General features: G+C 68.0%; 17 protein-coding genes. 10 read left to right on the forward strand and 7 right to left on the reverse strand.

Translation table 11 applies throughout. From position 1 onward, the window contains the following. Positions 1 to 21: 21 nt before the first annotated feature. Both AC07NC_RS13150 and AC07NC_RS13155 read right to left on the reverse strand, forming a co-directional pair. Complete coding sequence (locus AC07NC_RS13150) at positions 22 to 999, reverse strand: SDR family NAD(P)-dependent oxidoreductase (protein ID WP_494569834.1); 978 nt, start codon at positions 997 to 999, stop codon at positions 22 to 24. Next, positions 996 to 2312, reverse strand: a complete 1317-nt coding sequence (locus tag AC07NC_RS13155) for a UDP-glucose dehydrogenase family protein (RefSeq protein WP_494569824.1) — start codon at positions 2310 to 2312, stop codon at positions 996 to 998. Before AC07NC_RS13155 ends, AC07NC_RS13150 begins: the two co-directional genes overlap by 4 nt. Positions 2313 to 2552: 240 nt before the next feature. Between AC07NC_RS13155 and AC07NC_RS13160 the strand changes: the two genes are divergently transcribed. Further along, positions 2553 to 3197 (forward strand): glutathione S-transferase, encoded by a 645-nt coding sequence (locus AC07NC_RS13160; RefSeq protein WP_292149480.1) that lies wholly within the window; start codon positions 2553 to 2555, stop codon positions 3195 to 3197. Between the two features lie 95 nt (positions 3198 to 3292). Next, on the forward strand, positions 3293 to 3433 hold the full coding sequence (locus tag AC07NC_RS13165; protein WP_154725362.1) for a hypothetical protein: 141 nt from the start codon (positions 3293 to 3295) through the stop codon (positions 3431 to 3433). A gap of 3 nt (positions 3434 to 3436) precedes the next feature. On the opposite strand, the gene AC07NC_RS13170 is transcribed toward AC07NC_RS13165, so the two are convergent. Next, complete coding sequence (locus tag AC07NC_RS13170) at positions 3437 to 5131, reverse strand: lytic transglycosylase domain-containing protein (RefSeq protein ID WP_494569825.1); 1695 nt, start codon at positions 5129 to 5131, stop codon at positions 3437 to 3439. A 101-nt stretch (positions 5132 to 5232) separates the two neighbouring features. Beyond that, positions 5233 to 6030, reverse strand: coding sequence for a uracil-DNA glycosylase (locus AC07NC_RS13175; RefSeq protein WP_426026726.1), 798 nt, complete (start codon positions 6028 to 6030; stop codon positions 5233 to 5235). 195 nt (positions 6031 to 6225) lie between these two features. Between AC07NC_RS13175 and AC07NC_RS13180 the strand changes: the two genes are divergently transcribed. The 7 genes from AC07NC_RS13180 (at position 6226) to AC07NC_RS13210 (ending at position 17868) form a co-directional block, all read left to right on the forward strand. After that, positions 6226 to 7881, forward strand: a complete 1656-nt coding sequence (locus tag AC07NC_RS13180) for an electron transfer flavoprotein-ubiquinone oxidoreductase (protein ID WP_494569835.1) — start codon at positions 6226 to 6228, stop codon at positions 7879 to 7881. A gap of 106 nt (positions 7882 to 7987) precedes the next feature. Next, positions 7988 to 9889, forward strand: a complete 1902-nt coding sequence (locus tag AC07NC_RS13185; protein ID WP_494569826.1) for a tetratricopeptide repeat protein — start codon at positions 7988 to 7990, stop codon at positions 9887 to 9889. 5 nt (positions 9890 to 9894) lie between these two features. Beyond that, positions 9895 to 10767, forward strand: a complete 873-nt coding sequence (locus AC07NC_RS13190; protein WP_494569827.1) for a 4-(cytidine 5'-diphospho)-2-C-methyl-D-erythritol kinase — start codon at positions 9895 to 9897, stop codon at positions 10765 to 10767. Positions 10768 to 10852: 85 nt separating this feature from the next. Continuing rightward, complete coding sequence (locus tag AC07NC_RS13195) at positions 10853 to 11746, forward strand: glycine--tRNA ligase subunit alpha (RefSeq protein ID WP_035305376.1); 894 nt, start codon at positions 10853 to 10855, stop codon at positions 11744 to 11746. Then, entirely contained in the window at positions 11746 to 13980 is a 2235-nt protein-coding gene (gene glyS / locus AC07NC_RS13200) for a glycine--tRNA ligase subunit beta (protein WP_494569828.1), read from the forward strand. Before AC07NC_RS13195 ends, glyS begins: the two co-directional genes overlap by 1 nt. Before the next feature lie 452 nt (positions 13981 to 14432). After that, a complete protein-coding gene (gene ppdK / locus AC07NC_RS13205; protein WP_494569829.1) occupies positions 14433 to 17111 on the forward strand; it encodes a pyruvate, phosphate dikinase in 2679 nt (892 codons plus the stop codon). Between the two features lie 229 nt (positions 17112 to 17340). Continuing rightward, the gene (locus AC07NC_RS13210) at positions 17341 to 17868 is read left to right on the forward strand and encodes a porin family protein (RefSeq protein ID WP_494569830.1); all 528 of its coding nucleotides are present in this window, start codon (positions 17341 to 17343) and stop codon (positions 17866 to 17868) included. Positions 17869 to 17932: 64 nt separating this feature from the next. Here AC07NC_RS13210 and AC07NC_RS13215 read toward each other — a convergent pair whose 3' ends face one another. Further along, complete coding sequence (locus tag AC07NC_RS13215) at positions 17933 to 18193, reverse strand: hypothetical protein (RefSeq protein WP_008260179.1); 261 nt, start codon at positions 18191 to 18193, stop codon at positions 17933 to 17935. A 233-nt stretch (positions 18194 to 18426) separates the two neighbouring features. On the opposite strand from AC07NC_RS13215, the gene AC07NC_RS13220 reads away from it, so the two are divergent. Next, positions 18427 to 18888, forward strand: coding sequence for a DoxX family protein (locus AC07NC_RS13220; RefSeq protein WP_494569831.1), 462 nt, complete (start codon positions 18427 to 18429; stop codon positions 18886 to 18888). Between the two features lie 3 nt (positions 18889 to 18891). Here AC07NC_RS13220 and AC07NC_RS13225 read toward each other — a convergent pair whose 3' ends face one another. Then, complete coding sequence (locus AC07NC_RS13225; protein WP_494569832.1) at positions 18892 to 20043, reverse strand: beta-ketoacyl-ACP synthase III; 1152 nt, start codon at positions 20041 to 20043, stop codon at positions 18892 to 18894. Positions 20044 to 20071: 28 nt separating this feature from the next. Next, positions 20072 to 22126: a capsule polysaccharide biogenesis protein gene (locus AC07NC_RS13230; protein WP_494569833.1), complete on the reverse strand. Its 2055-nt coding sequence runs from the start codon at positions 22124 to 22126 to the stop codon at positions 20072 to 20074. Between the last annotated feature and the right edge of the window lie 429 nt (positions 22127 to 22555).

Genomic DNA, 22555 nt, shown 5'->3' on the forward strand with positions numbered 1-22555 from the left:
TCCGGTGGGGGAGGGCGGCGGTCAGCCGTTCTCGTATCCCCGCCACCATTTGACAAAGCGCGGCAGGCCCTCGGCCAGGGTGACCTTGGGTTTGTACCCGGTCAGGGCGTTCAGCTTGGAGACGTCGGCATAGGTGGCGGTGACGTCGCCGGGCTGCATGGGCCGCATGACCTTGTCCGCCTCGGCGCCCAGGGCGCCTTCCAGGGTGGTGATCATCTCCATCAGGCCGACGGGCGAACTGTCGCCGATGTTGTAGATCTCGTGCCCGCCCTGCGCGGGCGGATGGTCCAGCACCCCCACGATCCCGTCGACGATGTCGTCGATATAGGTGAAGTCGCGCGCCATCTCGCCTTCGCCATAGACCTCGATCGCCTCGCCGCGCGCGATCTTCCGCGTGAAGCTGAAATAGGCCATGTCCGGCCGGCCCCAGGGGCCATAGACGGTGAAGAAGCGCAGGCCCGACTGGGGAAAGCCGTACAGTTTGGCGTAGCTCTGGCTCAGCAATTCGCACGAGCGTTTGGTCGCCGCGTACAGGGACACGGGATCTGTCGTCGGGTCGTCTTCCCGAAAGCCCGAACCTTCCAGCGGCCGGTCGCCATAGACCGAACTGGACGAGGCGTAGACCAGGTGTTTCACGCCGTTGTGGCGCGCGGCCTCCAGCATCGACAGATGGCCCGCCAGGTTGGACCGCTCATAGGCGAAGGGGTTTTCGATCGAATAGCGAACCCCGGCCTGGGCGGCCAGGTGGACGATCCGCTCCACGCCGTGGTCGCGCACCAGGGCCAGCATCCGCTCGTGGTCGGCGATGTCCGCCCGCACCATGGTGAAGCCCTCGCGCGCTTCCAGCCGCGCGGCGCGGGCCTCCTTCAGGGCCGGGTCGTAGTAGTCGTTGAAATTATCGACCCCGATCACGGTTTCGCCGCGATCCAGCAACCGTTCGGCCGTGTGCATGCCGATGAAGCCGGCCGCGCCGGTGACCAGGATCGGCGCCGCCATCAGCCGCGTCCGATGCCGGAATATCTGAAGCCGCGCTTCAGCATGTCCTCGGGGCGATAGACGTTCCGCAGATCCACCAGCACGGGCTGGTTCATCAGCAGCTTGACCCGGTCCAGGTCCAGGGCCCGGAACTGGTCCCATTCGGTGATGATGACGACGGCGTCGGCGCCTTCGACGGCGTCATAGGCGTTGGCCTTCATGACCACGTCCGGCAGCAGCTTGCCGGCCTCGTGCATGCCTTCGGGATCAAAGGCCTGGACCTTGGCGCCGGCGGCGATCAGGGCCGGGGCGATGTCCAGCGACGGGGCGTCGCGCATGTCGTCGGTGTTGGGTTTGAAGGTCAGGCCCAGCAGGGCGATGGTCTTGCCCGCGACGCTGTCGCCCAGGGTCGTCTCGACCCGGCCGGCCATGGCCTTCTTGCGCGCGTCGTTGACCTCGACCGTGGTCTCGATCAGACGCACCGGCGCGCCGTACTGCTGGGCCGTGCGGACCAGGGCGATGGTGTCCTTGGGGAAGCAGGAGCCGCCGTAGCCGGGGCCGGCGTGCAGGAATTTGGAGCCGATCCGCTTGTCCAGGCCGATGCCGCGCGCGACCTGCTGCACATCGGCGCCGACGGCCTCGCACAGGTCGGCCATCTCGTTGATGAAGGTGATCTTCATCGCCAGGAAGGCGTTGGCCGCATATTTGATCAGCTCGGACGTGCGCCGGCCGACGAACAGCAGGGGGCTCTCGTTCAGGTTCAGCGGACGATAGAGTTCGCTCATCACCTCTCTGGCGCGCGGCGCCGTCTCGCCGTCGTTGACGCCGATCACGACCCGGTCGGGGCGTTTGAAGTCGCCGATGGCGGCGCCTTCGCGCAGGAACTCCGGATTGGACACGACGGAGAAGTCGGCGTTCGGATTGACCCGGCGGATGATGGCCTCGACCTCGTCGCCGGTGCCGACCGGGACCGTGGACTTGGTCACCACCACGGTGAAGCCGTCGATCAGGCCGGCGATCTCCTCGGCCGCCGCATAGACATAGCTCAGGTCCGCATGGCCGTCGCCGCGGCGGGTCGGGGTGCCGACGGCGATGAAGATGGCGTCGGCGTTGCGGATGGCCTCGGCGCTCTCCAGCGTGAAGAACAGCCGGCCTTCCTCGACGTTGGCGGCGACCAGATCGTCCAGGCCGGGTTCGAAGATCGGGATTTCGCCCCGCTCCAGCCGTTCGATCTTCGACGGGTCCTTGTCGATGCAGGTCACCACATGGCCGAAGTCGGCGAAACAGGCTCCAGACACCAGGCCCACATAGCCTGTGCCGATCATTGCGACGCGCATCTAGAAAATCCCGTTCATCGTTGTGCAGCCTTCGTTGTGCAGCCTTAGAATCCGGCACGTTTCAACGCAACGGCGCGGGAGGCCCATGCGTCAAACGCAGTGTCGGGCGCCCCCTATATACGGCCGGGCTTCCTGGCGGGTCAGGCCGGATGCATAAATTCGCCGGATGGGGCAAAACGCCATCCCATCAGACGCGCGCCGCCCGGCGTGTCCGCCTGCGAATCGAGCGAAGGACGCGACATGGAACTGATCATCGGCCCCCGGACCTATTCGACCTGGTCGCTGCGCGGCTGGTTGATCCTGAAGCACACCGGCGCGGATTTCGGCGTCATCGACGTGCGCTACGACACAAAGGCCCAGAAGGCGGCGCTGCGGGATCTCTCCCCGTCCGGGTTCGTGCCTGTGCTGCGGGTGGACGGCGAGATGATCTGGGACACACTGGCCATCGGCGAATGGGCGGCTGAACACTATCCCCAGGCGCGGATGTGGCCCGCCGATCCCGTCGTCCGCGCCCTGGCCCGGTCGGCGACGGCCGAGATGCATTCCGGCTTTTCCGCCCTTCGGACCTTCTGCGGCATGGGACCGGACCGGCCCATGGTCGGCGACGCCCGGTCAGAGACCCCGTCCGACCCGGCGCTGGACCGGGATCTGGCGCGGATCGTCGCCCTGTTTCGGCAGATGCGGCGTCGGTTCGGCGGGGACGGTCCCTGGCTGTTCGGCGACTGGTCGATCGCCGACGCCTTCTTCACTCCGGTCGCGGCGCGTGTCCGCCATTTCCAGATCGATCTGGCCGACCACGGCGACGACGGCGTCGCCTCGGCCTATGTCCAGAGCCTGCTGGCTCACCCTGACTTCCGTCTGTGGGAGACCGAGGCTCTGACTTAAAAGCCAGGAAACCAAGCTTTCGCACCGGGTGTTAAGACGACGTCGTTATCCCGGATGCGAACGCGGATCGCGCGTCTCGCCGGGGAGAAAGACCGATGCCCACCCGCTTAGTCGTGGCGAAACAGGGGGCGGAGGTCCCGGTTCAGGCGCGCCCGCTCAATCCCGTCATGGCCTATGTGCTGGCCGCCGTCGTCGGCGCCGCCTTCTGGGCGATGCTGCTCACCGCCCTGTTCTGAACCCTATCGACCGCCGCCGACGGTGGCCGCCTGGGCGACCAGTACGGGTTCGGCGACCGGCGCGGGCGGCACATAGTCCAGCGACACCGGAACCAGTTTCGCGCCCGAGGCCACGGCGTCCAGGGTGTTCAGCGGTCCGCCGAACATCCGCTGATAGATCCAGTAGCTGGCCACGACCTTTTCCACGTAGTCGCGCGCCTGGGGCACGTCGATCGTCTCGATCAGCAGCAGGGGATCGGCGTCCGGCCCCAGCTTGCGCACCGCCGTCAGCATCGGCCCCGGTCCGGCGTTGTACGAGGCCACGGCCCGCAGCAGGTCGCCCTGGAAGGCCGGCAGTTGGAGCATCCGGTTGATATAGGCCTGGCCCAACCGCATGTTGGTCGCGGGAACCAGCAGTTTGGACGGATCGGTGACGAAGGTCCGGTCCCCGGTCATCTCCGCCGCCGTCGTCGGCATCACCTGCATCAGTCCATAGGCGCCGGCGCTGGACCGGGCGTCGGGATTGAAGTCGGTCTCCTTGCGCGCCAGGGCGTAGACCAGCGCCTTCTCGATGACGAAGCCGCCCTCCGGCTCCAGCACGGGCATGGGGAAGCGCATCGCGTCGATCCGGGTCGCGTCGCCTCCATTGCCCGACATCATCACCCGCGCCAGAGCCGTCCACATGCGCGCGGCGTCGCCCACGGCGGTGCGCAGGCCCGAGCGCAATTCGGTTTCGCCCTCGGTGCGCCGGCCCACTTCATAATAGGCGACGGTGCGTTTGGCGCGGGCGTCGGTCTGGACAAAGGCTTCCAGTTCGCCGGTCTCGACCCGCGCGCCCTGGGGCACATAGACGGCGCGTTGCAGGCGCGGTTCCGCCTGATAGGCGCGCGGCCCCATGTTCTCGATGGTCGGCTCCTCGCCCAGCTGACGCAGGGCGATCTGGCCGTAGAAGGTGGCCGGCCACTGTCCGGCCAGGCGCAGATAGTCGTTGACCCGGTCCTGCCGGCCCGACTGCGAGGCGGCGCGCGCGGTCCAGTAGGCGGCGCCGGCGCGGACCCAGGGGTCTTCGGTCGGATCGTTGGCGACGCGTTCGAAGGCGGCGAAGGATTCGTGGAACTGGCCCAGCCGCCATTCCGCCAGTCCGACCGTCCACCAGTCGCCGATCTCGCGCCCGACGGCCGAGGCGCCGGTCAGGTCGTCATTGTTATAGGCGATGCGCGCCGCCTTCATCGGATCGACGGCCGGGCCGCCCGAGACGGCGGAGACGACGCTGTTCCAGGTCCGACCCAGAAGACCGCCGGGCTTGACCGGTTCGGGCGCTCCGTCAGGCCGGCGGCGCAGGGCAAGGGTATAGACCCGGTCGGCGCAGGGCAGGTCGGAATAGGTTTCAAGCCAGGCCGTCAGTTCGTCATAGGTGGCGACGTGATCGGGGTGGAACAGGCTTTCGAACTCGACCTGGCCCAGCAGGACCCGGTCCTGGGCCTGACGGGCCGAGGCGCGGGCGGCCTCGATGTCGCCGCGCCGCAGGGCGTCGAAGGCGGTGGTGTAGGACAGGCGGTCGGCCGAACTCAGGGCCGTGGGGCGGGCGGAACCGGACGCGGCGCCGGACATTCCGTCAAAAGGCGTCTCCGCCAGGGCCGAGCCTGCGGCGGCCCAACCAGAAGCGGCGAGCGCAAAAACCAGCGTCGAGGCCAGACTAGCCCGGCGGAACATATTCATACGCGGCGGCCCCGTTGGCGTCACCCTGCCCGTTCTCGTCAGGCGGGGATCGTTTGGCGTTGGTCGTCAAACGACCAGCATGCCTTAAAGCGGCGCTAACCTCAACCTGAGCCGTCCAGTTTTGCTGCAAGTGCGAGAAGATCGGCCCAGACCTGCCGTTTGGCCTGGGGCTGACGCAGCAGGAAGGCGGGGTGCAGGGTCGGCAGGGCGGGGGCGGACACGCCCCCTTCAGCCAGCCGCCATTCTCGCCACTGGCCGCGCATCTTCATGATCCCGTCTTCGGTCTGCAGCACCGACTTGGCCGCCGCCGCGCCCAGCAACAGGACCGCCTTGGGCTGCAGCAGGGCGAAGGCGCGTTCGACGAATGGGGCGCACACGGCCTGTTCCTGCGGGGTCGGGGTGCGATTGCCGGGCGGGCGCCAGAAGACAGTGTTGGTGATGAAGACCTTGTCGGTCAGGCCCGCCGCCGCCAGCATCCGGTCCAGCAGCTTGCCGGCCCGACCCACGAAGGGCTGGCCCAGCCGGTCCTCGTCTGCGCCGGGGCCTTCGCCGATCACCATGACCGGGGCGTTGGGATTGCCCCGCCCGAACACCGACTGGCTGGCCCCCATGCCGCGCAGGGGACAGCCCTCGAACGCCGCCACCGCCGCCGCCAGATCCTGCAGGGTCGAGGCCCCCGCCGCCAGACGCCGCGCCTCGGCCAGGGCGTCCTGGGCGCTGGGTCCGGCCAGGGGCATGACGACCGAGGCGGTGGCCTTCTGCACCGCCTTCAGGGCCGGGGGCGGGGCCAGATGGGTGTGATCGACCGGCGCATCGCCATAGCAGGCGTCCACCCCCGCATCCCGCCAGAAGGCGAGCAGGCTTTCGACTGCAGCTATGTCATGGGGTTGCGCGTTCATGTCTAAGGTACCGATAGGCCTTGACCGCCCTCGCGTCACCTTCCGATAAGCGGCATAACCATACGAACAAGCTGGATTTCAGGGGAAGACATGGCCGAAGAAGCCATCGAGGGCGGCGCAGAGAACGCCCGCCAGGAAGCGATCATCGACAATCTGCCGCCGCTGGAGGCGCTGCAGGGCGTCGAGCGCGAGGTAATGGAGTATGACGTCGTCATCGTCGGCGGCGGCCCCGCCGGCCTGTCGGCGGCCATCCGCCTGAAGCAGCGGGCGGAAAAGGACGGCAAGGAAATCAGCGTCGCCGTGCTGGAAAAGGGCGCCGAGGTCGGCGGCCATATCCTGTCGGGCGCCGTGATCGATCCCAAGGCGTTGAACGAACTCTTCCCCGACTGGAAGGACCGCGGCGCGCCGCTGGAGACCCCCGTCACCAGGGACAAATTCCTTCTGCTGGGGCCGCAGGGGTCGGCGTCCCTGCCCATGCCCCTGCTGCCGCCCTTCATGCACAACCACGGCTGCTACATCGCCTCGCTGGGCAATGTGGCGCGCTGGCTGGGTGAACAGGCCGAGGCCCTGGGGGTCGAGGTCTATCCCGGCATGGCCGCCAGCCACGTCGTCTGGGAAGAGGGCACAGGCCGGGTGAAGGGCGTCGTCGCGGGGGTCTTCGGCATCGACCGCGAGGGCAAGCCGACCGGCGACTTCCAGCCGGGCATCGAACTGCACGGAAAATATGTCTTCATCGCCGAGGGCGTTCGCGGCTCCCTGGCCAAGACCATCATCGCCAAGCACAGGCTCCAGGACGGCAAGTCGCCCCAGAAATACGGCATCGGCCTGAAGGAGCTGTGGCAGGTGCCCGCCGAACAGCACCAGCCCGGCCTGGCCCAGCACACCACCGGCTGGCCGCTGGACGAGCACACCGGCGGCGGCAGCTTCATGTACCATTTCGGCGACCGCTACGTGGCCATCGGGTATGTGGTGCACCTGAACTACAAGAACCCCTTCCTGTCGCCGTTCGACGAGTTCCAGCGTTTCAAGCACCATCCGTCCATCGCTTCGCATCTGGAGGGCGGCACGCGCATCTCCTACGGCGCCCGGGCGATCACCGAGGGCGGCCTGCAGTCGATTCCGAAGCTGTCCTTCCCCGGCGGCGTCCTGATCGGCTGCTCGGCCGGCTTCGTGAACGTGCCCCGCATCAAGGGCAGCCATAATGCGATGAAGACCGGCATGCTGGCCGCCGACGCCGCCTATGACGCCGTTCAGGCCGGGCGCGGCGGCGACGAACTGGTCGAATACCAGACCGCCTTCGAAAAGAGCTGGGTCCACAAGGAGCTGTCCCTGGTCAGGAACGCCAAGCCCCTGCTGTCGAAGTTCGGCACCACCCTGGGCGGGGCGCTGGGCATGTTCGACATGTGGTGCCGCACCCTGCTGGGCGGCTGGTCGCCGATCCCGACGCTGAAGCACGACAAGACCGACGCCGCCTCGACCGAACTGGCGGTCAAGCACAAGCCGATCGTCTATCCCAAGCCGGACGGCAAACTGTCGTTCGACAAGCTGTCGTCGGTCTTCATCTCCAACACCAACCACGCCGAGGACCAGCCGGCCCACCTGAAACTGCTGGACCCGTCCAAGCCGATCCAGGTCAACCTGCCCAAATATGGCGAGCCGGCGCGGCTCTACTGCCCGGCGGGCGTCTATGAGGTCGTCTATGCGGACGAGGTCGCCAAGACCGACCCGCGCTTCGTCATCAACGCCCAGAACTGCGTCCACTGCAAAACCTGCGACATCAAGGATCCGTCGCAGAACATCGTCTGGGTCACGCCCGAAGGCGGCGGCGGCCCGAACTATCCGAACATGTAAGAAACCTCTTCAACCCGCTCATCCCGGCGAAAGCCGGGATGAGCGGAGTAGGGGAGCAACCATCTGTCCTCTTGCGGGGGCAGGGGAAACCGTGAAGGGTCGCGGCATGATCGCCTCCCGTTCGCGCCTGCTCGCCGCCTCCCTGACCGTCCTCGCCCTGGCCCTGGCCCAGGGGGCGGCGGCGCAGGACCTGGGGCCTGCCTCGGCGCCCGCCAATCCGTCCGACGCCCATCCGCCCGCCGTCATCCTGGAACCGGGCCAGGTTCAGGAGGCCGCGCCGTTCGAGGACGAACCGGAAGACGGCGGCCCCCAGACGCCCGAGGGCGACGTTGCGCCCCATATCGTCATCGCCGACGACCCGGCCGAGCCCGCCATTCCCGAGGTCTGGGCGCCGGTCCCGCTGAACGCCCAAGGCCGCAGCGCCTATGGCCTGTACCTGGCCGGCAAACTGGCCCTGATGACGGGCGAGGGGGCCAAGGGCGCCGATTGGCTGGCCCAGGCCGCGGCCCTGACGCCCGAACAGCCCCGCGTGCGCGAACAGGCCTTCACCTCGGCCCTGCTCAGCGGCGATCTGGACGTGGCGGGCCGACTGGCGCCGACCGCCGACGCCGCGCCCGCCTTCATCGAGATCGGCCGGCTGATCTCGGCCGTCCAGACCTTCGTCCACGGCGACGCCCGCGCCGCCAACGCCGCCCTGGTCGCCCGGCCCATCGCCGCGCCGCACAGCCGCGCCGGTCTGATGGTCGCGCCCTGGATCGCGGCGGCCGCCGGCGACTGGACCCGCGCCCTGGCCGCGCCTCCGGCCCAGGGCGACGTCCTGACCCTGGCCTTCGCCCGCCAGAACCGGGCCCTCCTGCTGGAGAAGCGTCGGAAATACGCCGAGGCGGAGGCCGAGCTTGAGGCCCTGTCCGACATGCCGACCATCGGCGCCCTGTTCCACCGCCCCTATGGCGAGTTCCTGGAGCGACGCGGCAAGCGGGACGAGGCCCTGGCCGTCTATCAGGCGGCGATGGAGGGCCAGCAGGTCGATCTGGCCACCACCCGCGCCCTGGCGCGGCTTCAGGCCGGGAGGCGCGCCCCTGCGTCGCCCGACTACCGCCGGGGCGCGGCCCAGGCCCTGACCACGGCGGCGGCCCAGGCCGTAGCCGAGCGCGGCAACGAGTTCGCGGTGGTCTATCTGCGCCTGGCCCTGAACCTGAACGAAGACGCCGCCACCCAGATCCAGCTGGCCCAGGTGCTGGACCGGGTCGGACTGAAGGCCGCCGCCCGCACCGCCCTGTCGCGCGTCGGTCCTGAGGATCCGGTGCTGTACGCCAACGCCCGCGCCCAGCTGGCGCTGAACCTGGAAGAGGACGGTCAGTCGCAGGCCGCCCTGACCGAGCTGCGCGCCGCCGCGGCCGCCGAGCCTGACGATCCCCGCATCGCTCTGGTCATGGCCAGCCAGCTGATGCAGCTGGAGCAGTATGAGGCGGCCCTGGCCCTGTTGAGCGGCCCGCTGCTGAACACGGCGACCCAGGGCGCCCAGATCCATTTCCTGCGCGGCGCCGCCCTGGAATCCCTGGACCGCATCCCCGAGGCCGAGGCGGAGCTGTGGGCCGCGCATCTGGCCGATCCGAACAACGCCAACACCCTGAACTATCTGGGCTATCTCTGGGTGGACAAGGGGCTGCGCGTCGATCAGGGCGCCGGCCTTCTGGCCCAGGCCTACGCCATGGAGCCCGAGAACGGCAACATCCAGGACTCCCTGGGCTGGGCCCAGTTCAAACAGGGCTATTTCGACACCGCCGTCGTCACCCTGGAGGAGGCGGTCGACAAGGAGCCCGCCAATCCCGAGATCAACGACCACCTCGGCGACGCCTATTGGCGGGTGGGCCGCCAGCGCGAGGCGGTCTGGCTGTGGAACCGCGTCCTGAGCCTGGATCCCGAGCCCGAACGCAAGACCGAGGTCGAGCGCAAGATCGCCCACGGCCTGGACGACGCGGCGCCCGCGACCGGCGGGTCGCACTAGGCCTCATGTCCGCGCTCACGGCCCTGGCTCCGGCCAAGATCAATCTGTTCCTGCACGTCGGCCCGGTGGACGCCGACGGCTATCATCCGCTGTCCAGCCTGGTCGCCTTCGCCGATGTCGGCGACCGGGTGACGGTCGAACCGGCGGCGCGGCTGTCGCTGACCGTGAACGGCCCGTTCGGCGCGGGTCTGGCGGCCGAGCCCGACAATCTGATCCTGCGCGCCCTTCGCGCCGTGGGCGAGGCGACCGGCGCAGGCGAACCGCTGCTGAAGGTGACGCTGGACAAGCGCCTGCCCATCGCCGCCGGCCTGGGCGGAGGCTCGTCGGACGCGGGGGCGGCGCTGAAGCTGGCGCGTCAGGCCCTGGGTCTGGACATCGACGATGCGGTGCTGGAGGCCGTGGCGGGGGTGATCGGCGCCGACGGCCCCATGTGCCTGCGGATGCGCACCGCCTGGGCCGAGGGGCGGGGCGACATCCTGACCGACGAGCCGCGCCTGCCGCCGCTGTGGGCCGTGCTGTTCAATCCGGGCGTTCCGTCGCCCACGGGGGCCGTCTACCGCGCCTATGACGCCCGCCCGCTCCGCGCCGCCGACCAGCCCGCGCCGCCTGTGGACTGGAGCCCGGCGGCCGTCATCGACTGGCTTGCGGGTCTCCGCAACGATCTTCAGCCGCCCGCCGAGGCCCTGACCCCGGCCATAGCCGACGGGATTCAGGCGGTGGCGGCGACGCCCGGCGTGGCCCTGGCGCGCATGTCCGGCTCGGGCGCCACCGTCTTCGGCCTGTGCCGGTCCAGCGCGGACGCGGCCGCCGCCGCAGCCGCTCTGTCGGCCTCCCATCCGGCCGCCTGGGTCGCCGCGACCCGGCTCGCCGCCGCCTGAGCCATAAATCCCCAGCGCGTGTTGAAGCGCGCGGCGCCGGGCCCTATGGTCCGCCGTCCTTTTTCCAGCCCCTCCCGAGCCCGATTTGACCACCTCGACCGAGCCGCTCGCCTTCCAGGATCTGATCCTGACCCTGCACCGCTATTGGGGCGATCAGGGCTGCGCCATCCTCCAGCCCTATGACATCGAGGTCGGGGCCGGCACGCTCCACCCCGCCACCGTCCTGCGCGCGCTCGGCTCAAAGCCGTGGAAGGCCGCCTATGTCCAGCCCAGCCGCCGCCCCGGCGACGGTCGCTATGGCGAAAACCCGAACCGCCTCCAACACTATTACCAATACCAGGTGATACTAAAACCGAACCCGGACAATCTTCAGGAACTCTATCTCGGCTCGCTGGCGGCGATCGGGATCGATCCGAAACTGCACGATATCCGCTTCGTCGAGGACGACTGGGAGAACCCGACCGTGGGCGCCTGGGGCCTGGGCTGGGAGGTCTGGTGCGACGGGATGGAGGTGACGCAGTTCACCTATTTCCAGGGCGTCGGCGGCATCGAGGTCGATGTGGTCTCGGGCGAGCTGACCTACGGGCTGGAGCGTCTGGCCATGTATGTCCAGGGCGTGGACAACGTCTATGACCTCAAGTTCACCAAGGAAGGCCTGACCTATGGCGAGGTCTTCCTGGAGAACGAGCGCCAACAGTCGGAAGCCAACTTCCACGGCTATGACGTGGACGGGCTGAAGCGCCGGTTCGAGGACATGGTGTCGGAGGTTTCGCGCCTGCTGGACATGCGCGGCCCGCAGGATCAGCCCCTGGTCCTGCCGGCCTATGACCAGGTGCTGAAGGCCAGCCACCTGTTCAACCTGATGGACGCCCGCGGCGCCATCGCCGTCGCCGAACGCCAGAGCTACATCGGCCGTATCCGCGAACTCTGCAAAGCCTGCGCCCTCGCTTACGTTGAACAAGAGCGGAAAACCGCCTGATGCCCCAACTCCTTCTCGAAATCTTCTCCGAAGAAATCCCCGCCCGCATGCAGCAGGGCGCCGCGCGCGATCTGGAGCGCATGGTCTCCGACCGGCTCAAGGCCGCCGGCCTGACCTGGGACGCGCTGACCACCTACGCCGGGCCGCGCCGCCTGACCCTGGTCATCGACGGTCTGCCCGCCGCCACGCCCGACCGCGAGGAAGAGGTCAAGGGCCCGCGCGCCTCGGCCCCGGAACAGGCGCTGGACGGCTTCCTGCGCAAGACCGGCCTGACCCGCGATCAACTGACCGAGCGCGACGGCGTCCTGTTCGCCGTCCTGTCGTCCAAGGGCCGGGCCACGACCGATCTGGTCGCCGAGACGGTGGACCAGGTCATCCGCAGCTTCCCCTGGCCCAAGTCGATGCGCTGGGGCTCTGGAACCCTGCGCTGGGTCCGTCCGATCAAGCGCATCCTGTGCCTGTTCGACGGCAAGGTGGTCCCGTTCGAGATTGACGGGATCCCCTCCGACGCCATCACCGAGGGCCACCGCTTCATGGGCTCGGGCCAGTTGCTGAAGGTCAGCGACTTCATCGACTACCGCACCCAGCTGGAACAGAATTTCGTGCTGCTGGACGTGGCCGACCGCAAGCTGCGCATCCTGGATCAGGCCAAGGCCGCCTGCGCCGCCAAGGGCCTGGTCCTGGTCGATGACGACGGTCTGCTGGACGAGGTGGCGGGCCTGGCCGAATGGCCGACCCCGATCCTGGGCGACATGGACCCGCAGTTCCTGGCCCTGCCGCCCGAGGTCGTGCGCCTGTCGATGAAGGTGCACCAGAAGTATTTCGCCGTCCGTGATCCCTCGAAAGACGGCCTGGCTCCCAACTTCCTGGTCGTCGCCAATGTCGAGGCGACCGACGGCGGCAAGGCCCTGGCCGCCGGCAACAGCCGCGTCCTGTCCGCCCGCCTGAACGACGCCCGCTTCTTCTGGGACGAGGACCAGAAGGTCGGCTTCGACGCCTGGAACGCCAAACTGTCCGGCGTCACCTTCCACGCCAAACTGGGCTCCCTGGCCGAGCGGGTCGAGCGCATCGCCGCGCTTGCCCGCGAGATCGCCCCCCTGGTCGGCGCGAACCCTGACGAAGCCGTGACCGCCGCAAAACTGTCCAAGGCTGATCTGCTGTCGGGCATGGTCAGCGAATTCCCGGAACTGCAGGGCGTGATGGGCGGCTATTACGCCCGCCTGGCCGGCAATTCCGACGCCGTCGCCGACGCCGTCCGCGACCACTACAAGCCGCAAGGCCCCGCCGACACGGTCCCGACCGCGCCCGTCACGGTCGCCGTCGCCCTGGCCGACAAGCTGGACACCCTGGTCGGCTTCTTCGCCATCGACGAAAAGCCCACGGGGTCTAAGGATCCGTTCGCGCTGCGGCGTGCCGCGCTGGGGGTGATCCGGCTGGTGCTGGAGAATGGGGTGCGTGTGCCGTTCTCCGAACTCGTTCTGAAGGCGCTCGACGGCTTCGTGATCGGCTTTAATCAACGCGCCGCTGTTCTTTCGTTCGAGGCGGGCGAAGCACATCAAGTCAATGCTGTCGCAGACATCGACTTGGCGGCCTCGACGGGACTTTGGGTCATGCCTGGTGGCAGTGGCTATGGCGGTGCTTACAACAAGGACGGCTTGGCCGAGTTGGCTGCGATCCGGATAGTCGAACTCGCGGCGGCCGGGTCTTTGCAAGACGGAGTGCTCGCCTTCTTCGCCGATCGCCTGACCGTCCTCCTCCGCGACCAGGGCCAGCGCCACGACCTCGTCGCCGCGGTCTTCGCCCTGGGCGACGACGACCTCGTCCGCATCGTCCGCCGGGTCGAGGCCCTGGCCGCCTTCCTCGCTACCGACGACGGGGCCAATCTGCTGGCCGGCTACAAGCGCGCCTCCAACATCCTGCGCGCCGAGGAGAAGAAGGGGCCCGTCCCGACCGGCATGGTCCAGACCGGCCTGCCGAACCAGCCCGAGCCCGAGACCGTCCTGGCCTTCGCCGTCGCCGCCGCCCGCACCTCTGTCGAGACCGCGCTGGAGACCGAGGACTTCGCCGCCGCCATGACCGCCCTGGCCGGCCTGCGCGCCCCGGTGGACCGGTTCTTCGAGGACGTGCTGGTCAACTCCGACGTGCCCGCCGAACGCGACAACCGCCTGAAATTGCTGGGCCAGGTCCGCGACGTCATGGGCCAGGTCGCCGACTTCGGCCAGATCGCCGGCTGATCTCCCGTCTCCTCTCCGCTATGCGGGGAGGAGACGACGACTCGGGCGGGGTGAAGGCCGCGAAGGCCTTGCCCTCTCAATTCCGCCTGTCCGGTTCCAGGGATTCCAATGGCTTGCAACAATCTTGCCCGCCTGATCCCGCCCCCTCCAAAACCATGCGATCCTGGTTTCGCCTCCGGCCCGGGGGCGGGGCAGGGGGATTTCAGACTAATTAGACTCTTTAGACGGTGTTTTTTCGACGCCGAGTCTGAATCCGGAACGCTGGGCCGCCCTGTCGGCGCCCCGGCGACCGCTGTTTTCCGCCCACAGGCGCATCCGGCCCCCAAGGAAACCGGTTTCGCGCTCACGCTTTGTTACATGCGCCATGGTCAAGCCGGTTTCGCCACGCTAGTCATGCCGCGTGCGAGCGGGGCGAACCCGCCGGACCTTATACAAAGCTCAGGGACTGCAAGATGACTCAGTGGGTGTACGGCTTCGGCGGAGGCTCCGCCGACGGCGATGCGTCGATGAAGAACCTTCTCGGCGGAAAGGGCGCCAATCTGGCGGAAATGTCTTCGCTGGGTCTGCCCGTCCCGCCGGGCTTCACCATCACCACAGAGGTCTGCACCCACTATTACGCCAACGGCGAGACCTATCCCGCCGATCTGGAAGCCCAGGTGAAGACCGCCCTGGACAAGGTCGAGGCGATCGTCGGCAAGACCTTCGGCGACGTGAACAATCCGCTGCTGGTCTCGGTTCGCTCGGGCGCGCGGGCGTCGATGCCCGGCATGATGGACACGGTGCTGAACCTGGGCCTGAATGATCAGACGGTCGAGGGTCTGGCCAAGCTGTCGGGCGACCGGCGCTTCGCCTTCGACTCCTACCGCCGCTTCATCACCATGTATTCGAACGTGGTGCTGGGCCTCAGCCACGATGATTTCGAAGAGGTTCTGGACGCCCACAAGGACCGGCTGGGTGTCAGCGTCGACACCGACCTGAAGGCCGAGGACTGGGAGCGGGTCGTCGAGGACTACAAGGCCGTGGTCGAACGCGAACTGGGCCATCCCTTCCCGCAGGACCCGCGCGACCAGATGTGGGGCGCGGTCGGCGCCGTCTTCGCCAGCTGGATGAACGAGCGGGCCAAATTCTATCGCCGCATGCACGACATCCCCGAAAGCTGGGGCACGGCCGTCAGTGTCCAGTCGATGGTGTTCGGCAATATGGGCGAGACCTCGGCCACCGGCGTGGCCTTCACCCGCAACCCCTCGACCGGCGAGGCCCGCCTGTACGGCGAGTTCCTGATCAACGCCCAGGGCGAAGACGTGGTCGCCGGCATCCGCACGCCCCAGTCCCTGACCAAGATCGGCCGCGAGGAGATGGGCGAGACCGCCCCCTCGATGGAAGAGGCCATGCCCGAGGTGTTCGGCCAGTTCGTCGAGGTGGTGAACAAGCTGGAGAGCCACTACCGCGACATGCAGGATATCGAGTTCACGGTCGAACAGGGCCGGCTCTGGATGCTGCAGACCCGCAACGGCAAGCGCACCGCCAAGTCGGCGCTGAAGGTCGCCGTGGATCTGGCCGCCGAGGGGGTGATCACCCAGGAGGAGGCCATCAGCCGGGTCGAGCCCTCTGCGCTCGATCAGTTGCTGCACCCGACCCTGGACCCGGAGGCCGTCCGCACCGTGATCGCCGCCGGCCTGCCGGCGTCGCCGGGCGCGGCGACCGGCAAGATCGTGTTCGACGCCGACGAGGCCGAGCGCCTGGCCGGTCTGGGCGAAGCCGTCATCCTGGTGCGCGAGGAGACCTCGCCTGAGGACATCCACGGCATGCACGCCGCCCGCGGCATCGTCACGGCGCGCGGCGGCATGACCAGCCACGCCGCCGTGGTGGCGCGCGGCATGGGCCGGGCCTGCGTCTCCGGCGCCGGGGAGATCCATATCGACGAGGCCAAGGGCGTCTTCACCGCGCGCGGCCGCACCTTCAAGGCCGGCGAGGTCATCACCATCGACGGGTCGAAGGGCGAGGTGCTGGACGGCGCCGTGGCCATGATCGAGCCGGAACTGACCGGCGACTTCCAGACCCTGATGGCCTGGGCCGACAAGGTGCGCCGCCTGAAGGTCCGCGCCAACGCCGAGACCCCGCTGGACGCCAAGACCGCGCGCGGTTTCGGCGCCGAGGGCATCGGCCTGTGCCGGACCGAGCACATGTTCTTCGACGACACCCGGATCGCCGCCGTGCGCGAAATGATCCTGGCCGACGACGAGGCCGGCCGCCGCACGGCCCTGGCCAAGATCGCGCCGTTCCAGAAGTCGGACTTCGTCGAACTGTTCGAGATCATGACGGGCCTGCCGGTGACGGTGCGCCTGCTGGACCCGCCGCTGCACGAGTTCATCCCGCACACGGACGAGGACATCGACGCCCTGGCCGCCTCGTCGGGCATCGACGCCGACAAGCTGAAGCGCCGGGCCAAGGAGTTGCACGAGACCAACCCCATGCTGGGCCACCGCGGCTGCCGCCTGGGCGTGGCCTATCCCGAGATCTACGAGATGCAGGTGCGGGCCGTGCTGGAGGCCGCGCTGGAGGTGAAGAAGACCTCGGGCCAGGCGCCGATCCCGGAGATCATGCACCCGCTGGTCGCCCTCGGCCTGGAAATGAAGTACCTGCGCGAACTGACCGACCGCACGGCCAAGGCTGTGTTCGCCGACGCCGGCGACAGCGTCGAATATCTGGTCGGCACCATGATCGAACTGCCCCGCGCCGCCATCCGCGCCGGGGACCTGGCCGAATACGCCCAGTTCTTCAGCTTCGGCACCAATGACCTGACCCAGACGACCTTCGGCATCAGCCGTGACGATTCGGGCCGGTTCCTGCAGGCCTACCTGGACAAGGGCATCTTCGAGACCGACCCGTTCGTGCGTCTGGACCAGGACGGCGTCGGCGGCCTGATCGAGATCGCGGCCGAGCGCGGCCGCGCGGTGCGGCCCGACGTCAAGCTGGGCATCTGCGGCGAGCACGGCGGCGATCCGTCGTCGATCGCCTTCTGCGAGAAGGCCGGCCTGGACTACGTCTCCTGCTCGCCCTACCGCGTGCCCATCGCCCGCTTGGCGGCAGCCCAGGCGGCGCTGAACGTGGAGCGCGAAAAGGACCGCTGATCCGTCAATCGGGTTCTGAGCGAGGGGCGGCGCCGCGAGGCGCCGCCCCTTTGCGTTGCGCGTCGCATTTCTGTCGTAATTGGCGGAACACAGTGTGTGTCTCGCCGCGCACAGACGGCGTCATGTGACGACAGCCTATGGAACAGACGAAGGCGTCACCTATTTAAGCATTCGCTGGATGGGGCTGATGATCCAACCGGTCATCACATCTAGGAGTTAATAAGAAACAATGCGTAACATTCTTCTCGCCGCTGTCGCCGTTTCCGCAATCGCCGCTCCGGCCTTTGCTCAAACCAATCCCGAACCGCGTGGTTACGGATCGCTGGGTTACACTCATCTTGAAGGCGACAATGCAACCACGGGCGCCGTCACCGGTCGTCTGGGCGTAAACCTGAACCGTTACCTGGCGGTCGAGACCGAAGCCTCGGTCGGCGTCAAGGACGACGACTTCACCGTCGCGGGCGTCGACGGCTCGATCAAGCACGAGTGGGACGCCGCCGGCTATGTAGTCGGCAAATACCCGGTTTCCGACAAGCTGGAGCTGTTCGCGCACGGCGGCTACGGCCACACCGAGCTGAAGCAGGAGTTCCCGGGCGCCAACACCGACGTGGGCGGCGACAGCTGGAACTATGGCGCCGGCGCCAACTACTATCTGGATGGCGTGAACGGCGTGCGGGCCGACTGGACCCGTCGCGACTATCGCGACGACGCGGGCGAAGCCGACGCCTATTCGGTCAGCTACATCCGCCGCTTCTGATCCCCACGATCAGGCGAAAGAACAAAGGCGCGCTCCGCAAGGGGCGCGCCTTCTGCTTTGTGGTTTAGGCGAAGTCGCCGGCGAGAGCCCAGCGCTGCGAGCCTTCGCCGAACGGACGCACGAACCAGTCGCGATACTGCTCGAAGGTCTCGATGATCTTCTGACGCAGGTCCGGCGTGTTGACCGCCTCGCCGCGCTGACGTTTCAGGGCCGCGACGCAGTCCACGACCAGATTCTGATGGGCCGAACCGCCCATGCTCTTGAGCACGGCGGCGATATCCTGAGCCAGGCTTTCCAGCACCGTCTTCGGTGTCGTCTGAGCCATCTGGGAACTCCCCTGTTCTCGACAATCAAAGGCCTCGCAAAATCCAGTACAGGATTCAAGCGTAGCCTGAGCAATTATCTTCTCAGATCAGGATTAACCTGACGTAACGGCGGTCGAACTTTTTGGTTCTCTCCCGTTGGATCCATTTCTCCGGCTTCTGTCGGCGGGGCTCGCGTCGGCAACCGACCGCGCGCCGAGGCATTGATGAACCCTGCCTGCGGAGCCTTTGTCCTATGATCGATCTGTATCGCGCCCTGGGCCTTGGCGCGCCTGCGCTGATGGATGTTGCGCTGCTGGTCGCGCGGATCGTGGTCGGGGGAATGTTCTTCCTGTCGGGCTTCTACAAGCTGTTCGCCCCCTCCCAGGCGGAGAAGATGCAGCAGACGATGGTGGAGGCGGGCGTCGTCGCGCCACGTCAGACCGCCCGGTTCGTGTCGGTGTGCGAGTTCGTCTTCGGAGGCCTGCTGATCCTGGGCCTGTTCACCAGCCTGTCGGCCCTGGTGCTGATCGTGATCTGCATGGTTGCGTTGGCGACGGTCGCCGCCAAGTCGGTGGAGGGCGCCAGTCTTGGCTATCGCCTGTCGAGCTATTTCGACCTGCCCGAGACCCTGCTGATGGTCATTCTGTTCGGGCTGATCGTCAGTGGGCCGGGGCGGTGGAGTCTGGACGTCGTCCTGTTCCTGCCCCGGCCCTGATCGTCAGGCGCGCTTGCGCACGAACACCGTCCCCGCCGAATAGCCGGCGCCGAAGCTGCAGATCAGGCCGGTCTCGCCGGGGGCGAAGCCGTCGTTGTGCAGGTGGAAGGCGATGATCGACCCGGCCGAGGAGGTGTTGGCGTAGTCGTCCAGGATGATGACGTTCTCGTCCGACGAGGGCTCGCGGCCCAGCACCTTCTTGCCGATCATGGTGTTCATGTTGATGTTGGCCTGGTGCAGCCACAACCGCTTCAATTCGTGCGGATCAAGGCCCAGTTCGCCGGCGTGGTCGATGATCATGTCCGACACCATCGGCACCACATCGCGGAAGACCTTGCGGCCCTGCTGGATGAACAGCTTGTCGTTCTGCACGCTGTCGTCGGCGACGGGCGAATCCAGATGGTCGGTGTCGCGGGCGTTGCGGTTCAGGAAGCCGAAATTATTGCGGATATTGTTGGAGAAGACCGTCTTCAGCCGCGTGCCCAGCACGTCCCAGCCGCCCGGACCAGCCGTCTCGGCCGATTCCACGATCACCGCCGTGGCGACGTCGCCGAAGATGAAGTGGCTGTCGCGGTCGGTGAAGTTCAGGTGGGCCGAACAGACCTCGGGGTTGACCATCAGCACCGCCTTGACCGAGCCGCCGGCGATGAAGTCCGCCGCCGTCTTGACGCCGAAGGTGGCCGAGGAACAGGCCACATTCATGTCGAAGGCGAAGCCCTCGATCCCCAGGGCCTGCTGCACCTCTATGGCCATGGCCGGATAGGGGCGTTGCATATTGGAAGCGGCGCACAGGACGGCGCCGATCTCGCTGACCGGCTTGCCCCAGGCCTCGATCGCCTGGCGGGCGGCCTTGACCGCCATCTCGGCCAGGATCGACAGTTCGTCATTCGAACGTTCCGGTAGGTTGGGCGCCATCCGTTCGGGGTCGATCACCCCGGCCTTGTCCAGGACGAAGCGGCTCTTGATGCCCGACGCCTTCTCGATGAACTCGGGCGAGGAGTGCGCCTTGGCCTCCAACTCGCCGGCTTCGATCTGGGCGGCGTGACGGGCGTTCCAGCCGTCAGCCCAGGCGTTGTAGCTGTCGACCAGTTCGGCGTTGGAGACCGATTGTTCGGGGGTGAAGAGGCCGGTGGCGGCGATAACGGCGTGTTGCACGGGTAGACAGTTTCCTTTGCGAACGCCTTCAATAGGACGGCGGCGGCCTGCGGTCGAGAGAGGCGATGATCCCGGCGGCCCAGCGCTGGACCTGGCCGCGCGGCGCCCTGGGCGGCGGCTGGTCGCGGGCGGCGATCAGGGCCTGGACCAGATCCTCGGCCTCGCAGGGCCAGCCGGTCGGGGTGACATAGAGGGGATAGTGGATCAGGGCGGCCAGGATCAGATGATCGACGGTCGCGCGGCGGCTACGGCGCGCAAACCCCAGCCGGTCGTCGGTCAGGCCCCATCCCGCATAGAAGGGCCGGCCATAGACCGACACCGCCTTGCCCCGCATCAGGGCCTCGAACCCGGTCAGGGAGGTCAGGGTCGCCACCCGACGGCAGGCGTTCAGGCAGTCGATGATGTCCAGCCCGTCCGCGCTGGCGTCCACCGAGGCCAGGGCCGAGGCCTCCAGCCGCCCCGGCCGGTTGCCGGCCAAAACGTCGGGATGGTTGCGATAGACCAGAAAGGCGTCGGGATGATCGGCCCGCGCCGCCTCGACCAGGGCCGAGTTGGTGGCCAGATCGGGTTCGCAGCCCAGCAGGATCGACTTGTCGTTCTCGACCTGGCCGACGACCAGCAGGATGTCGCGGTCCAGAGGCCAGTCGGCCGGAGCCTGGCCCTTCAGATTGTATTTCGACAGGCCCGCCTCGACGATGCGGGACCGCAGGGCGGCGGCGCGGGCCAGTTGCTCCGGCGTCGCCTCGGTCGTCTCGATCAGGGTCTCCAGCCGCGACGGACGCGACGGGTCGTAATAGACGCCCTGGTCGTCCAGGGCGACCGACAGGGCGCCGACGAAGTCCGACCCCAGGCCGCGCGAGCGGATGAAGCCGTCCTCCATGCGGACGGTCGGGCCGTCGAACATCGCAGCGGCCCGGCGCACGGCCTCGCTCTCCTTGCCCGCCCACCAGATCAGCCGGCCCTGCGTGGCGGCCGCGTGGGCGGCGGCGCGCGACGGCGACATGAAATAGCGCATCCGCGCCTTGGGCGAGTTCAGCAGGCGACGCACCGGCGGGCGTTTGGCCGGGGCGAAGCCGACGGCGGACCAGGGCCCCGCCAGACGATCGGCGCGGTCCCGCAGGGAAATCAACCGCTCCAGCGCCTGTTCGGCCTCGCACCGTTCGCCGGTGACGGGATCGACATAGCGGCTGTAGGCGATCAGGGCGGCGGCGGCGACCTGTTCCACCGTGCGCGCCACGCCGCGGCGGCCGGTGTCCACGGCGTCGGTCGTCAGCCCCCAGCCGGAATAGAAGGGCGCGCCGAAACAGCGCACCGGCAGGCCGCGCAACAGGGCCTCGAATCCGAGCGCGGACGTGACGCAATAGACGGCGTCCACCGCCGCCAGCAGGTCGGCGGGCCGCACGTCGGCGTCCACCAGGGTGACGCCGGACAGGTCCGTAACGCAGCCGCGCTTCCTGCCCGCCGCGACCGCCGGGTGGCGTTTGACGATCAGTTGGGCGTCGGGTTCGTCGCGCCGGGCGGCGGCCACCATGGCGTCGAAACTGTCCTGGGTCGCCAAGCCGTAACCGATGGAGGCGTCGCCGAAGGTCTGGTCCACGATCAGGACGCGGCGGCCGGGCCGCAGCAGGCCGGGGTCCAGCGGCCCGCCCATATTGGTCTTGGACACGCCCGAGGCGACGATCCGGTCGATCAGGGCGCGGGCGCGGGCGGCCGTTGTGGCGTCGCACCAGGCGTCGGCGGTCTGGATCAGGTGTTCGAGCCGGCTGGGCCGGGTGGCGTCATAATAGACGCCCAGGTCATCGACGATCAGGCTGAGACTGGCCGCCCCCGCCTCGCCGATGCCGACGGAGCGCAGGAAGCCGTCCTCCAGCGCCACATAGGGGCGGTCGTTGGCTGCGGCCCAGCGTCGCCCGGCGGCGGCCGTCGGCTTCATCCCCCAGCCCAGCACAGCCTGAACCTGATCACCCGGCAGGCGGTGCAGGGCGTAGTCCGCCAGGAAAACCTCGAGGAAGGGGACCTTCAGCACGCCGGGCGCGCAGACCCAGGCGGGGGTTTTGGCGGCGATGTCCGAGGCTGGGGTCAAGGCGGGTCCGATTCAGACGCGAAAAACAGGGTCTGAATAGTCTGAATAGTCTGAAATGGCCGCGCTGAAATTGAACGGCGCAGGGGGAAACCGGTGCAACAGGCGAAACAGTGCAATTCGGCGACGCCTCATCCCTTCGCCCTCCGGCGGTTTCAACGGCGACCATCCTAGCAGGGTTTTGACGGGCGGCAGGTCGATGGGGGCCGGCGATGGGCAAGACGTTGGAAACGCGGGGATGGGGCAGCGTCATTAGGAGGGTTGGGAGACCCGCCGCCACGCGTGACACTTCCCCCTCAAACTGGGGAGGGTCCGAGCGTCAGCCCCGCGTCACCTCCCTGCGCGCGCAGGCGCGCGGGGAGCAACCATGTCAGTTGATCACGGGCGTCCAGGGCTGATCACGCTTGAGGACGAGGTTTGCGGCTTCGATCA

It is taken from the genome of Brevundimonas sp. GW821-FHT10A07, from assembly GCF_059415785.1.